At 50.4% G+C, this 14,638-nt stretch carries 16 protein-coding genes and 1 tRNA gene; 6 read left to right on the top strand and 11 right to left on the bottom strand.

Annotation, left to right across the window (positions count from 1 at the left end; genetic code table 11):
- Positions 1–14: 14 nt before the first annotated feature.
- From F608_RS0120160 to F608_RS0120125, 7 genes are all read right to left on the bottom strand, one after another.
- A complete protein-coding gene (locus tag F608_RS0120160) occupies positions 15–746 on the bottom strand; it encodes a response regulator transcription factor (RefSeq protein WP_027363082.1) in 732 nt (243 codons plus the stop codon).
- Complete coding sequence (locus tag F608_RS0120155; protein ID WP_022667491.1) at positions 710–1,726, bottom strand: sensor histidine kinase; 1,017 nt, start codon at positions 1,724–1,726, stop codon at positions 710–712. The genes F608_RS0120160 and F608_RS0120155 overlap by 37 nt, the downstream gene beginning before the upstream one ends.
- 3 nt (positions 1,727–1,729) lie before the next feature.
- Positions 1,730–2,959, bottom strand: coding sequence for a response regulator (locus tag F608_RS0120150; protein ID WP_022667490.1), 1,230 nt, complete (start codon positions 2,957–2,959; stop codon positions 1,730–1,732).
- A 33-nt stretch (positions 2,960–2,992) separates the two neighbouring features.
- Positions 2,993–3,367, bottom strand: a complete 375-nt coding sequence (locus tag F608_RS0120145) for a response regulator (protein ID WP_027362955.1) — start codon at positions 3,365–3,367, stop codon at positions 2,993–2,995.
- Between the two features lie 139 nt (positions 3,368–3,506).
- The gene (locus tag F608_RS0120140) at positions 3,507–4,970 is read right to left on the bottom strand and encodes a hypothetical protein (RefSeq protein ID WP_022667488.1); all 1,464 of its coding nucleotides are present in this window, start codon (positions 4,968–4,970) and stop codon (positions 3,507–3,509) included.
- Between the two features lie 278 nt (positions 4,971–5,248).
- Positions 5,249–5,587, bottom strand: a complete 339-nt coding sequence (locus F608_RS0120130; RefSeq protein WP_022667486.1) for a tRNA-binding protein — start codon at positions 5,585–5,587, stop codon at positions 5,249–5,251.
- 19 nt (positions 5,588–5,606) lie between these two features.
- Positions 5,607–6,215, bottom strand: a complete 609-nt coding sequence (locus F608_RS0120125) for a LysE family translocator (RefSeq protein WP_022667485.1) — start codon at positions 6,213–6,215, stop codon at positions 5,607–5,609.
- A gap of 99 nt (positions 6,216–6,314) precedes the next feature.
- Between F608_RS0120125 and F608_RS0120120 the strand changes: the two genes are divergently transcribed.
- On the top strand, positions 6,315–6,869 hold the full coding sequence (locus F608_RS0120120) for a helix-turn-helix domain-containing protein (protein WP_022667484.1): 555 nt from the start codon (positions 6,315–6,317) through the stop codon (positions 6,867–6,869).
- A 21-nt stretch (positions 6,870–6,890) separates the two neighbouring features.
- Here F608_RS0120120 and F608_RS32725 read toward each other — a convergent pair whose 3' ends face one another.
- Entirely contained in the window at positions 6,891–7,787 is an 897-nt protein-coding gene (locus tag F608_RS32725; RefSeq protein WP_022667483.1) for a DNA-3-methyladenine glycosylase family protein, read from the bottom strand.
- Between the two features lie 2 nt (positions 7,788–7,789).
- Entirely contained in the window at positions 7,790–8,635 is an 846-nt protein-coding gene (locus tag F608_RS0120110; RefSeq protein WP_022667482.1) for a bifunctional helix-turn-helix domain-containing protein/methylated-DNA--[protein]-cysteine S-methyltransferase, read from the bottom strand.
- 195 nt (positions 8,636–8,830) lie between these two features.
- Here F608_RS0120110 and F608_RS0120105 point away from each other — a divergent pair, with 195 nt between their 5' ends.
- From F608_RS0120105 to F608_RS0120085, 5 genes are all read left to right on the top strand, one after another.
- The gene (locus F608_RS0120105; protein ID WP_022667481.1) at positions 8,831–9,820 is read left to right on the top strand and encodes a DMT family transporter; all 990 of its coding nucleotides are present in this window, start codon (positions 8,831–8,833) and stop codon (positions 9,818–9,820) included.
- Between the two features lie 154 nt (positions 9,821–9,974).
- A complete protein-coding gene (locus F608_RS0120100; RefSeq protein ID WP_022667480.1) occupies positions 9,975–10,262 on the top strand; it encodes a GntR family transcriptional regulator in 288 nt (95 codons plus the stop codon).
- Positions 10,234–10,698 (top strand): GntR family transcriptional regulator, encoded by a 465-nt coding sequence (locus F608_RS0120095; RefSeq protein ID WP_022667479.1) that lies wholly within the window; start codon positions 10,234–10,236, stop codon positions 10,696–10,698. The genes F608_RS0120100 and F608_RS0120095 overlap by 29 nt, the downstream gene beginning before the upstream one ends.
- Positions 10,691–12,151 (top strand): pyridoxal-phosphate dependent enzyme, encoded by a 1,461-nt coding sequence (locus F608_RS0120090; protein ID WP_022667478.1) that lies wholly within the window; start codon positions 10,691–10,693, stop codon positions 12,149–12,151. The genes F608_RS0120095 and F608_RS0120090 overlap by 8 nt, the downstream gene beginning before the upstream one ends.
- Positions 12,152–12,198: 47 nt before the next feature.
- Positions 12,199–13,368, top strand: a complete 1,170-nt coding sequence (locus F608_RS0120085; protein ID WP_022667477.1) for a YgeY family selenium metabolism-linked hydrolase — start codon at positions 12,199–12,201, stop codon at positions 13,366–13,368.
- Here the strand turns inward: F608_RS0120085 and F608_RS0120080 are convergent.
- Positions 13,295–14,161 (bottom strand): substrate-binding periplasmic protein, encoded by an 867-nt coding sequence (locus F608_RS0120080; RefSeq protein WP_022667476.1) that lies wholly within the window; start codon positions 14,159–14,161, stop codon positions 13,295–13,297. The genes F608_RS0120085 and F608_RS0120080 overlap by 74 nt on opposite strands.
- Positions 14,162–14,426: 265 nt before the next feature.
- Positions 14,427–14,502 (bottom strand) — tRNA-Asn (locus tag F608_RS0120070).
- Positions 14,503–14,638: the final 136 nt, after the last annotated feature.

Raw genomic sequence — 14,638 nt, 5'->3', positions numbered from 1 at the left:
TGTAAGAACCGGGATCACTCTCCGGGATCAAAGATATAGCCCACAGAGCGCCGGCTTTTGAAAAATTCAGGTTTTTTGGGATTTGTCTCAAAATACTTGCGGAACCTGACAATAAAATTATCCACGGTCCGGGTGGTGGTGCCGGTGGAATACCCCCATCCGGCGTTGAGCAGGACCTCCCTGGAAAGGGGCTTGCCCTTGTTGGCGATAAAGATCTTGAGCAGGGTGGCCTCCTGTTCGGTGAGGATGATCAGACCTGCCTGGCAGTTTGCCTCAAATGTCACAAAATCGATCTGGTTGCTGCCGAACCGGTAAACATCCCCGGAAAACACCCCGGTCCGGTCTGCCGGCTCCGGCTTTTCATACCAGCCCTTTTTTTTGATCAGCCGTTCCACCCGGAGCAGGAACTCTTCCAGGTCAAAGGGTTTGGACAGATAATCGTCCACTCCGTATTGCAACCCCTTTACCTTGTCTTTGGTGTCCCCCCGGGCAGACAGGATCAGCACCGGTATTTTTTCGTCTTCCTTCCGGATGGTTTTGAGGATGGAGAACCCGTCGATCATGGGCAGCATGATATCCAGGACAATGAGGTCGGGTTTCCATTTGCGCCACTGGTCCAGACCCTCGATTCCGTCGGCGGCCACCACGGCATCATATCCGGCCAGGGTGAGGTTGAGTTTAATCCCTTCGGCAATATGGGTTTCGTCTTCTATGACCAGAATACGCTTTTTTTCAGACGCTTCCATAATTTTTTCTCCCTGACGTTGGCAATGCTTGCCCGGGGTATGGTGACGGTGAACCTGGAGCCTTTGCCCCTGCCGTCACTGGATACGGAGACCCGCCATCCGTGAATCATGGCGATGCTGGAGACCAGGTAAAGACCCAGGCCTGAACCGGTCTTGCGTCCTTCCGCTCCGGACTGGTAAAATTTGCGGAAAATCTTTCTGGCCTCCTGGCGGTCCACCCCGATTCCGTTGTCGATAAAATCAATGGTGACCTTCTGGAGATAGCTTTTAAACACGATTTTGAGTTCAGGCTCTTCACTTTCATTATACTTGATGGCATTGGATATGATATTCATGAGCAGCATCTCAAACAAAAACAAATTGACCGGATATTCAAACAAAGCCTTTGAAGGATTTAAAATTCTGATCCGGCAGCCCCTGAAAAGGGATGCGTTCCCGGCGCAGAAATTCTCAACCAGACTGACCAGGCTGTCCCGGGTCACATCTGAACCGAAATTCTGGCTCTCGATCCGGGCCAGGTTGAGGATCCGGTTGATGTTCTCGGTAAGCCGGTTGATGTCCTCCAGCATGTTTTCACTGTATTTTTTGATATCTTCGGGCTCCAGGGGATGGCGGATAAAGGTCTCCAGATAGATCCTCAGGGAGGTCACCGGGGTCTTCAGTTCATGGGTGAAATTATAGATGAAATTGTGCTGGAGCCGGAACAGGTTCATGGTTTTCTGATAGTAGATAAAGGCCAGCAGGATCCCGGCCAGGACCACGGTGATCAAGAGGCTGAGCACCATGATGGTCATCCCGGTCTTGGAGGGGAAAATCATCTTGGGATCGATATTGAACTTTAAGATAATGACTTCAAGGGCGGAGGTGATCTCCATGTAGAGGCTGACCGTGAGAACCAGAAAGGTGGCCAGGGCAAAGATGGAACAGGCAAAGATAAACACAGGGTGAAGATACCATCTGGAAGGGTTGAGGATCTGCATGAATCATTCGTCTTCAGGAATACTTTCCGGAAACCTCATGGTGATGCATACCCCCTGTCCGGGCTCGGTTTCCAGAACGATCCCCCCCTGAAGGGTCTGGGTCACCAGATTGAACACAATGGACATGCCCAGGCCGGTTCCCCCTTTTCCCCTCATGGTGGTGAAAAAAGGATCAAAGGCCTTTTCCCTTTGCCGGGCATCCATCCCGCACCCGTTGTCCCGGTAGATGAAAATCACATTTCCCTCTTCTGCCTTGATATGGATATCCACCCGGCCGCGCTCCATGTCCTGAAAGCCGTGGATCAGGGAGTTCATGATCAGATTGTTCAGAATCTGGGACACGGCCCCGGGAAAAGAGTTGAGTTCAATGGCCGGGTCGCACTCCACATGGATGGAGTGGCCGGTTTTCTTATACCGGGGTCTGAGGCTTAAAAGGGTTTCATTGATGTACTCTTCAAGGTTGAATACCCGCCGGCTCTCACTGGACTGATCCACAGCCACCTGCTTGAATCCGGAGATCAGCTCCGCAGCCCGCTCCATGTTGATGAGAATGGAGTTGGACACCTCTCCCACGACTGTAAGATACTCTTCCAGCTCACTTCGTTTCAACTGGCCGGATTCATAGAGTTCACTGAACTCCCGGGTCTTAACATCCAGAAAAGAGGCGGCGGTCACGCCCACCCCCACCGGGGTATTGATCTCATGGGCCACCCCGGCCACCAGCTCTCCCAGGGCGGCCATTTTCTCAGACTGGACCAGCTGGTCCCGGGTCTGCTCAAGGGTTTCAAGGGATTCATTGAGTTCCCGGTTGGCCTTTTCCAGGTCCTGCTGGTATTTTGCCTTTTCCTGGATCAGCCTTTTCCGCTCCAGAGCCCGGTTCACGGCGATGTCAAGGACGTTCATATCATGGATGGGTTTGATGATATAGTCCCAGGCCCCCAGCCGGAGGGCCTCCACCGTGTCGGAGATGTTCCCGGCTCCGGAAACGATGATAATGGGCGTTTCACTCTTTTTCTCAGTGACATGGGCAAGGACTTCAAGACCGTCCATCTCCGGCATGCGAAGATCGCAGAGAATCAGATCAGGGTCATGGGCTTTAAATTTTTCCAGCCCGTCCCTGCCGTTTTCTGCCTCAATCACTTCAAAATCAGAGTCTTCCAGAAAGCCGATGATGCTGTCCCGGACATAGACCTCGTCATCTATGACAAGAATTTTCCTGGTATTCCCATCCATGGTTTCCCCACTGTCCCCCTGATCGAAACGCCGTTATTTCTGCCGGTTTAACAGGTCGCACAGGACACTCAGGTCCGCGGCCGGCTTGATCAATACCATTTCATCCGTCACTCCGAGCCTGCGTATGGAATCCGGCAGAATATAATCTGCCGAGCCTGTGTGAATTACAAATTTGATATTTGGATTTATTTTTCTGGCTTCCAGCATGAATGTGTTCCCGTCTTCCCCGGGCAGCCGGATGTCCACCACGGCCTCGCCAATCTGATGGGCCCTGAGAATCCCCAGGGCCTGCTCGGTACTCTCCGCCTGGAATACCTGATATCCCTCATCCTCCATAAAAGCGGCAATGCTCTGACGGATGGTTTCTTCATCGTCAAGAATCAAAAATTGTTTGGGATTTTGGGACATGGGGTTCCTTTTTTTAAACCGGGGCTGCCAGGCCCTTTTCTGCATTCACGCACATTTTTGCTCTTTTGCAGAACATTATTCTTCTAAACCCGCATATGTCAAGGGATATTCGAATAAACCAGGGAGAAAACCCGCGGATTCACACTCCGATGACCTTGTTCATGGGAATTCCCTGGCCCGGATCCCCCTTTATCACAGCAAAGGACTTCACTCCCGGGGCCCGGGATCCGGTTTGGGAAGACAGGTAGATGTTTTTCATCTGAATTTCCATAAACACCTCCCCGGGAAGCTTCTGGCCTCTGTCCTCACAGAGCGTCCGGGCCAGAGAAAAGACATCCTCAAGCTGGTCGATTTTCTGAATATGGTCCACATGGAGAAAGATCTCGGGATAATTCTCATACATCTCCCTGACCCAGGCCGTATTGGAAAACTTTTCTGCGTATATTCTCTCTATTCCCATTTTTCCGGCGAGTTCCAGGATCTTTTTCATGGTCGAGCTAAAGATCTTCTCCCTTTTTTCCAGAAGAGGGGCTTTGCTAAATTCGGGCAGATCGTCCCTAAAAGCCCGGATGGTTTCAACGGCATCCAGGGCCAGGATGGTGTGACCGCCTTTTTGGAGGCGGAAATTGCTTGCTCCTGAAGAAGAGGTGCCCATGTCACTGACATAAAGGGGGAGCATGTGGACCTTCATGATGAACTCTCCGTTGTAATAGACCTTGAGAATCTGATAATTCTGATCCAGGATCCAGGAAAAAATGGTCCAGAATATATTTTCTATGCTGGTATCGGCCTGGAAATTCCTTTTATCGGCCGTGCAGTCCCCTGTGCTTTTCCCAAGACTCAGGTAAGACCCGTCCCGGGCGGCATATTCAAACTCGATCCCCTTTCCCCGGATCCCCTGAAGGTCCTGTCTACCCCTCAGTTCAATCTCCCGGGGCAGCCCCAGAAGCAGGCCGGCAACCTCGTCTGCATAGACGGTCAGCTTGTCCCGATCCGGTGAAATAATGGAGGAGGAGATCAGGGTTTCGATCTTCCTGAGAATCCGGATAGCGGAGATCCGGTTCACTGCCGTCTCTGCCTGTTTTCTTTTTGCGCCCCTTTCAAATTTTGCTGTTTTTTTCCTGAGAATCCTTTGAACGGATGGGTACAGGTCCTTTTTTTTGATTGAATTGACGATCTCCTTGCGGATCAGGAGATTCTCAATGAGATAGGCCTTCAGATCCATGTCTAGAAGATCCTGGAACAGGGGCTGATTATCCTGGACGATTTTCACCAGGGTCCCGGGATCATTCATATTTAAAAAGGGATTCACGTCAAACCCGAACTCAGACCCGTACTCCCTGTGCCAGGATTTAAAGTATTGGAGGACCTCTCCTTTAAAATTATACTGTCTGTTTTCCAGAATTTCCCGGATAAATTTACCCAGTTCAAGGTTGAGCCCTTTTTTGGGTTCTCTCCCTTTTTTCAGGGGGACAAACCCGTAGGAGCTGGGCAGCCGGCCGTATTTTTCCCTGGCCTCTTTCAGGGGAATGTCAATGGGGCCCTTCAGGTCTGAAAACCCAAGGATAACGGGATTGTACTCCTGTTTTCTCTCCTCAGCCATTTTTATGATCCCGGGAAAAGGAAAAGGGATTGAGCTTCATTCCTTTCTCAAAAGCGTATTGCGGGAATATGGTTCTGTACATACTCAATGAAGACGGCTCCGGCACTGATATCTTTTATACCTGAACGATAACCATACATTATATAGTGATTCAAAACAAACGGATTCCGGGACAGGGCATGGAATCCGGTTATACCCCTTATTTTTCAGCAGATTACGCAGATATCTATTGATCGGTTTATCATTATCGGGTCTCCTTCTTCAACCCGACCTCCTTTTCAGATCAGCTTGGACCCCAGGGGCACATCCCGGTCCGGAGCGCACAGGACGATTTCATTGTTATCGTTGTTGAATCCGGTCACCAGGCACTCCGACATGATGGGGCCGATCTGTTTCTTTGGAAAGTTCACCACAGCGACCACCAGCCGGCCGACCAGGTCCGAGGGCTGATAAAGGTCTGTAATCTGGGCGCTTGATTTTTTAATTCCCAGGTCCGGGCCGAAATCAACTTTCAGGATATAGGCGGGTTTTCTGGCCTGGGGAAAGTCTTCGGCCGAGATGATTTTTCCCACCCTCAATTCCACTTTTAAAAAATCTTTAAAATCTATGGTTTCCACTTTTTATCTCCTCTAGTCGTTAAGATCCGATATTCAGTATCCCCGAAAGATCCGCAGCAGTATACAGGAGCAGTAAAAATAAAAAAAGATTCACTCCCCTTCTGAATCGTTCATTCTTAAGTTTGTTTTTTATCATCGCACCGCACAATGCCCAGGTGGATATCGATATAAATGCCGTCAGGGCAAAACAAAGAGCAAACAGAGACAGGCCATACAGATCCCCGGAAATCGAAGACAGAAAGGTGGAGAACAGGGTCAGTCCGTACACCGCCACCTTGGGATTAAACAATTGGAGTACAAATCCCTTTGTAAACGCTTTGGGTGCTCCCCTGGTTTCGCTGAAAGAACTTTTAGATCTCAAGGTTCCCAGGGCAAGCCAGACAATATAGGCGGCACCCACCCCTCGCAGGTATTTTTCCGAAGCCGGGAGAAGGGTCAGAAGGCTGCTGGAAAGAAAGGCACAGGCCATCATCACCAGAAAAAAGCCGGAAGCCACTCCAATGAGATAGCTGACGGTTTTCCGGTATCCATAGGTAACGCCCATGGACGCACTGGAAATATTATTCGGCCCGGGAGAAAAGGTGGTTGCGAAAACAAAGGAAACCAGCGGTATAATTTCTATATCCATATTCACTTCTTGATTCTGTTCTGCAAAGGATATACAATATAACGTCTAAATGATTGTTATATTAATTACCGTGCAATATATTGTCAAGGAATTTGCGATATGGAACAACCCATAGATTCGATTTCCAACAACCTGAAACGCATCAGAGAGGCAAGGAACCTCAGCCTGGAAGGCCTTTCCGAGCTGAGCGGGGTCAGCAAAAGCATGCTCCGCCAGATCGAAACCGGAAAATCAAACCCGACCATTGCCACCATATGGAAAATTGCCAATGGTTTAAAAGTCTCCTTCACTAGTCTGCTCAGAAGACCTGCGGTAGAGGCAAAGGTGAGCTCATTTACAGGCGGTACTCCCCTGACCTCTGAATCCGCGCATTATCGACTCTTTCCCTTGATTCCCTTTGAGCCGGAACAATCTTTTGAAACCTATTATATTGAGATTGATCCCGGCACGATTTTCTTTGGAGAACCCCATGAAGGAAATGTTTACGAGTATGTATTTGTAGTGAAAGGCCGGATGGAGATCCTGGTGGACGAAAAAGCCTTCAAGATCAAAGAAAATGAATTTCTTCAATTCCGGGCGGACCGCCCCCATAAATACAGATGCCTGGGAGAGAGTACGGCCCGGGCCATCATGCAGATCAGTTATCTGGGGTGATACACTCCCCAAAGACCCGGGTCAGGAGTTCCACAGACACAACGCAGCATAGGCCCTGTAAGGCCTCCATTTTTCAGACAATTCCATGATATCTCTCTTTGAAGGACGGACCCCGTCTTTTGCCAGTGACTTGATAATGCCCAGGTCAGAACCGGGGAAAGCGTCTGCCAGGCCCAGCCCCCTCATGGCAACGTAGTTCACCGTCCAATCCCCGATTCCCTTTAATGCGGAAAACTGCCTTTGAAACCGTTCCAAATCCTGGCCGGCCTTGAGTTCAAACTGCCCCCTGAGCAGTCCCTCACAGACGGCTTTAATGGTGGCCTGGCGGGTTTGGGTGATGCCGAGGCCGTCAATCTCCAGTTTAACCAGTTCCCGGGGAAGGGGGAAAAAATAATCCAGGCCCCGGGGGAACCCTCTGCCGGTTCTGACTCCCGCCTTCTGGGCGAGCCTGGCAGCCAGGGTGGTCGCAGCTTTAACAGAGATCTGCTGGCCCAGGACCGCCCGAATCATAAATTCAAAGGGATCAAAGGCAACGGGCAGGCGGGGGACATGCCCGTTTACCATTCCCCCGGATAAAAGTCCGTCCGAGGAAAATTTTTGGTTTATCCGGGTAAAATCCCTGTCCAGGTCAAACATCTTCCGTACCCTCTTCTGAATCTCCATACCGGATGATTCCCCGGTGGAACGGATCTGAAGTTCCAGGGCAGAGATTTCCGGATTGTCCCTCACCTTGAGAAACCCTTTGGCACCGGAAATTCTGAAGGTTCTAACATAGCTGTTGTCCCTTACGATTTCCAGGCCTGTCAATATTCTGGGTTCCATAAAGGAAAGGATCTGGTTGAAGTCAAAGGACCCGTCATATTTCAGAAAAAATGTCGTTTCTTCGGATTGGTCTTTTGAATGATCATGCCCTTTCAAGATTAAGCCCTCCTGGCAGCTTCCCACCCGATCATGGCCTTTTTTCTTGTCACCCCCCACCTAAACCCGTGAATTTTTCCGGATTTGGCAATCACCCGGTGACAGGGAATCAGATATGCCACCGGGTTGACGGCTATGGCGCCGGCCACTGCCCGGGAAGCCATGGCCCGGCCGATCAGGCCCGCGATGTCCTGGTAGCTTGTCACCCATCCTGCCGGAATAGCCAAGAGGGCCTTCCATACATTGATCTGGAAATTGGTTCCTTTGAGAACCAGATTAAAGGGGCCCGAACCCTCCGGTCCGGGGGTGAATATCTTTTCCGCCACCGGAAAAACCAGACCGGAGTCCTCTGAAAAATGAGCCCCGGGCCAGGCGTCAAAAAACCGTTTCAGACTTTGTTCCCGGCTGTCCTGTACAAACCCCAGGTGACAGATCCCCCGGGCGGTCATGGCCAGGAGACACTCTCCAAAAGGAGACGGACAAAATCCGTAATCGATTTTTATCCCCCTGCCCTGACGCTTGAACTCCCCCGGTGTGAAGGCTTCAAAAGTAACGAAAAGATCATGGAGCCGCGCAGGACCCGACAGCCCCGCTTCCAGGGAGGTTTCAAGCAGGCTTCTCGATTCGGACAATTTTTGTTTGGTATAGTCCAGGGTAAGAAATTGTTTAAACTGAATGGGACTGATTCCGGCCCATTTTTTAAAGATCCGCTCAAAATGGTACTTGCTCATATAAACACTGGCGGCAATTTCCTCCAGGCCGGGCTGGGATCTGAAATTGGCCTCGATAAATTGAATGGCCTTTTCAATGCGCTCATAATCCTCTGCCTGTCGTGAACAATTGTTCATATGATTTATCCTCCATAAATTTTTCATGGAACCAGTATAGCCGGACACCCCTGATCCGGCGACCCGAATCTTGCTCAATTATTTGAGCAAGATTCGGGTCGCATATTCAATTTATCATGCTTTATCTTTACATCAGGAAAGCCGAGCGTACAGATTTATTTTAAAAAGTCAAAACAGATGATATGGAAAGGGATTATGAAAAAACAAGCGGCGCTTAAGGGAAACACCCTAAAAAATCAGGCAAAAGAGTCCCCGGTCAACCGGGTTATGGGGCTGAAGAACTGGGGGTTGATTCTTTTTTTATCCATCATCTGGGGAGGATCATTTTTCTTTATCGAGGTGGCCCTGAAACAGCTGCCACCCCTGACCATTGTGATGTCAAGGGTCGGGCTGGCCTCAATTATCCTCCTGGCGGTCTGTTGGTTAAAAGGAGAGAATTTTCCCGCATCCCCACGGATGTGGGGGGCCTTTTTCACCGTGGGAGCGCTGAACAATTCAATTCCCTTCTGTCTCATCGTCTGGGGCCAGACCCATATCGAAAGCGGGCTGGCCAGTATCTTAAATGCGACCACACCCATCTTCAGTGTTGTACTCACCCATTTTCTGACCCGGGAAGAGCGGCTGACGTCCAATAGGGTCACAGGCGTTCTCCTGGGCTGGATCGGAGTCACAACCCTGATCGGAATTGAGTCCCTCCGGGGATTCGGCATTGAGATTCTGGGGCAGATAGCCGTGCTGGGAGCGGCATTCTCCTATGCCTGTGCTGCTATTTACGGACGCCGCTTCAAGGACATCAGTCCCCTTGTGGTGGCCACGGGCATGGTCTGCTCTTCAACAATCATGATGCTCCCCCCGGCCCTGATCCTGGAACGGCCATGGAATTTATCGGCCGGCCCGGTAACCCTGTCCGCTGTTTTCGCCCTGGCCGCCCTGTCCACGGCCCTGGCCTATATTATCTATTTCAAAGTTCTGGCCACATCCGGCCCCACCAATATCCTGCTGGTGACCTTTCTGATCCCGGTCAGCGCCATCACCCTGGGGAGCGTGTTCCTGGGTGAACGTCTTTCCTGGGGAGCCTTTGCAGGCATGGGGCTGATCTTCACCGGTCTCCTGGCCATGGACGGGAGAGTTTTACATAAAATTAAAGGATCCTCATTTCAGGTTCCCCGCAAAAAAGATTCATAAATAATCGGCGCCGGGCACCCTCAATCCTGAATTCTCAATTGCGCCCATTGCTGTTCCGCTGAGCCATGTCCTCACTTTTTTCTCATCCATTGACTTCTTATCATAACTGATATATCACATCCAATATTCAAACTTTTTACCAAAGAGAACCACCATGCCCCTGCCAGCGAATAACAATCCCATAGAAAGGCCTTCGATCCGGGAAGAAGTCTACAAAAAGCTTTTGACCTGGATCATGGAAGGCGTTCTCAAGCCCGGGGAAAAAATAGTCGACAAGGAACTGGCCCTCCACATGGGCGTGAGCCGAACCCCGGTGAGAGAGGCCATCCGACGCCTGGAAGACCAGGATCTGGTTGAATCTGCAGCCAACCGGTGGACCCGGATATCCAAAATCCCCCCCCCGGGAGCCGGAAATGATTTATCCGGTTATTCAGGCCCTTGAGATAGTAGCCCTGTCCAGTGCCGCACCTTTCCTTATTGAACAGGATTTCAATCAGATGACCCGGGCCAATGACCGGTTTAAAAAAGCCCTGGAGAATCATGATCCCCTGGAGGCATCCAGAGCAGATGATGAATTTCACGACGTGTTTATCCGGCGGTCCGAAAATATTCATCTGATTCATATCCTGGACAGCCTGAAAATCAGAAGCCGGCGCCTGGAGGTCTGTTATTTCAAGGAAGAGGACGGCAACCTGTTTTCTCCGGCCCGATCTTCAATTGAGGAGCATATTTCCTTGGTCTCGGCACTCAAAACCCATGACCTTCCCCAGGCAAAACAGATCCTCCATTCCAACTGGGAAAAGAGCCTGAAACGATTCAGGGCCACTGCCAAAAGTCCCGACAATGACTCAGAAAAAAAAAGGAATTCCAATGATTGATTTAACGGTCCATCCTGAAGCACAGGAAAAGAATATTGCCTTTTGCCGGGACAAAGGGATTGTCCTGCCCACTTTTTCCATGATGAAAGATCCGCAAACCATACCGGGATCCATGAAAAAACGGCTGGAAACCATAGGTCTCTGGGACCTGGATCCGGCCAACCTGTTCCGGATCACCTGGAAAAATGAACCCAGGGAATCGGGCGGTCTTTTCGATTCCCCCAATTATATTCTCCTTCCCCCGGAGCTGACCGGGTGCCGGGCCGGGATCATCATGATGTGCGGGAAGTGGTTTCCCACGGGGGCCCATAAGGTGGGGGCTGCATACAGCTGTCTGGCCCCGGGCCTGGTGACCGGGCAGTTTGATCCCGGCAGCACCCGGGCGGTCTGGCCGTCCACGGGAAATTACTGCCGGGGAGGCGCCTATATCTCAGCCCTCCTGGCCTGCAGGGCCATTGCCATCCTCCCGGAGGAGATGTCCAGGGAAAGATTTGAATGGCTCAGCCGGGTGGCCGGGGAGGTCATTGCCACGCCCGGGTGTGAATCCAATGTCAAAGAGATCTTTGACAAATGCCGGGAACTGAAGGATTCAGGTCAGGATCTCAAGATCTTCAACCAGTTTGATGAACCGGGCAACCCCCTCTGGCATTATTCTGTCACCGGCAGTGCCGCCCGGGAGATCCTGGACACCTGTCTAACGCCGGGGAAACGCTTTGCCGGTTTTATCGCCGCCTCAGGCTCCGGCGGAACCCTGGGCGCAGGCTATTATCTTAAAAAAAAATATCCCGGCTCAAAACTGGCCGTTGCCGAGGCCCTTCAATGCCCCACACTTCTGAACAACGGTTTCGGCGGCCATCGGATCGAAGGAATCGGAGACAAGCATGTCCCATGGATCCATGACTGCAAGGACACGGATTTCATCATTGCCGTGGATGATGAACTTCCCATGAGACTGATCCGGCTGTTCAATGAGGAAACGGGAAAAAAGATTCTGGTCGACCGGGGGGTTGATCCGGATCTGATCAGTGACCTGGGGCTGCTCGGGATATCCGGTATTGCCAACATGGTAGGGGCCGTCAAATTCGCCAAGTACAACGAGCTGACAGAAGATGACCTCATCATAAGCATTGCCACCGATTCCATGGCACTTTACGGGTCCCGCCTTCTGGAACTTGCCAAAGAAAAAGGGCCCTACTTAGAAATCCATGCCCACCAGGATATGCAGTTGCTGGATTCCGTGGCCATGGACCAGATGAAAGAGCTGTCCTATTACGATAAAAAGGCCATCCACAATTTAAAATACTATACCTGGGTCGAACAGCAGGGCCGGGATGTCCATGAGCTTGACCGGCAATGGATCGACCACGATCAATACTGGGGAAGCATTTTTGAACGTGAAAAGGATATCGATGATTTAATTATGGACTTCAACCACCGGGTCGGAATTTTATAAGGACCTTGCCTTTAAAAATGGATAATTGAAAATAGAGGGAAAAACACATGAAGGATATTCAATCGGCCGTAATGGAAATCCAGTCGGAACTCATCGAATTTGCCCGGGATCTGGTGAGAATCAAGAGCTATTCCGGGGATGAGGAAGAGATCATCCGGTTCATTGAAGGGAAGATGAAGGAACTGGCCTATGACGAGGTCATCATTGATGCCATGGGAAACCTGGTGGGGAGGATGGGTAAGGGAGAAAAGATCATCATGTTCGACTCCCACATCGATACTGTCCAGGCCGAAGATCTGACCCAATGGATCCATGATCCTTTTTCCGGGGTGATTGAGGACGGCAGGCTTTGCGGCAGGGGATCCGTGGATATGAAATCCGCGGCAGCCGCCTCGGTCTATGCCGGGGCCCTAGCCAAAAAGCTATACCTGTTAGAGGATAAAACCCTTTATGTATCCTGCACGGTCATGGAAGAGGACTGCGACGGGGAGAATCTCAAACACCTGTTTCAGGAGTGTTGTATTCTTCCCGACTATATGATCATCTGTGAACCTTCGGGGAATCAACTGGTGACCGGCCACAAGGGAAAGGCCCAGGTCGCTGTCAAGACCCGGGGCATTTCCGCCCACGGGTCTGCCCCGGAAAAAGGACTGAACGCCATCTATGAAATGGCTGAAATCATCACCCGGATTGAACAGACCGGGAACCGGCTCATGAAATCCCGGGAACCCAGAGGGACCCTGGTGGCCTCCAGGATATCCAGCCTGAGCGAATCACTCAACGCCGTCCCCTTTGAATGTGAAATCTACCTGGACCGGAGAATGGTCACCGGGGAAACCCTGGAAACCCTGGAAAAAGAGATGGATGCCATTGTCCGAGGCAGGAACGCATCCTGGAAGATCGGCACCCTTAAACGGAAATCCTGGACCGGAATGGACGTCACCTATGAGCCCTTTCACACAGCCTGGGAGATTGATCCCGGCCACGACCTGACAAAAGCCTGTATCAAAACATTTCAGACGATTTTCCGGAAAGACCCTGAACCGGATTACTGGGACTTCAGCACCAACGCGGTGACCCCGGTGGCCATGGGCATTCCCACCATCGGCTTTGGTCCCGGGGAGTACAAACTGGCCCACATGGTCAATGAGAACTGCGAGACCCGCCAGATTTCGGATGCCTGTAAATTCTATTCCGCGGTGATGGAGCGCCTGTGATCTCTTTTTTAGATATCCTGTCAAACTCCAGTTGAACCATATCGCGGTAGTGCCCAGGTCTATATCCGCTTTTTTCAAAGGCGGCATCAAACTCTTTAGTTAATCTTTTGCCTCTCTCGTTCCTGACAAAAACAGAATAAAAAGGCCAGGGGGATTCGGGCAGAACCAAAAGTTTGACCTCCCCCTCAAGTTTCAGGCGCTCTGCCTCAAACAGAATCGTATACTCATCCAGGGTATGAATGGCATCCACCCTTCCCAGTATCAATTTTTTCAACTGCTGCTCAAAAAGCTTATCTCCGGTTGATAGCTTATCGAAGCGGAAGTATGGAAGGTGTTCCGTAACAAATCTGGAATTGGCAGCCTTGTTAAACTGGCTGATGACAAATCCCTTTACATCCTCAATGGAATGAACGGCGTTGAGTGGGTTGTTTTTTCTGACAACAAAATTGGGCCGGGCAAGATAATAAAAATATTGAGGATAGTATAAAAACTGTCGCCGCTCAGAAGTTTTGGACATCAAAGGGGTGCCGTCTACCTCTTTCCCCTCTTTCAATAAAGAAACCATCCTGCTGAAGGGGAGCGGCCCCACCCACTCAACCCTTTTTCCCATTTCTTCCACCACCTTTTCAAAATAGGCTATGGTCGCCCCCCTGGGCCTGCCCTCTTCTTTGGAATAATACATGTGCGGAGCAACTTCAAAATAGGCAATTCTGATGATTTCTGCCCTGGAATTCCGAACCGGCAATCCCGAACTGAAGAAAATGAGAACAGAATATAAAACGATTTTTTTCACACTTCAGACCCTCCAGGCCATCCATTTTAAGAAAAGACGTCTGTCTGTGGATGTCTCCTGTATAATTTCAGATTATACGGAAAGAACCTTGGTGTCAAATAGCTTAACCGGATAAAGCCGCAGGCTTGTAGACAAAGTTCAAATCCAAAATCCAATTCCCCTTTGGGCAGATGTTCAAAAAATTCCGGGCAGGCGGGTGCTTTTGGAAGGCAGGCAAAAATAAAAAAAGACCTTCACCTAAATCAATGAAAGTCTAAATTTAAAGTGGCTCCCCAGCACGGACTTGAACCGCGGACCCATTGGTTAACAGCCAATTGCTCTGCCAACTGAGCTACTGGGGAGCAGTGTCTTGAATTGAGATCCCCCCGAATCAAGACCTGGAGTTTATATATCAGGTCCTTTTTTTTGTCAAGCAAAAAGAATAAAAAATTTGACATCATTTATATATATGGTTATCCTCAAACCTAAGGATCCAAT

This window comes from Desulfospira joergensenii DSM 10085, assembly GCF_000420085.1.
In the GTDB taxonomy this organism is placed as follows: domain Bacteria; phylum Desulfobacterota; class Desulfobacteria; order Desulfobacterales; family Desulfobacteraceae; genus Desulfospira; species Desulfospira joergensenii.
The sequence above is the reverse complement of the archived record's forward strand: the minus strand, read 5'-3'. Positions and strand labels throughout refer to the sequence as shown.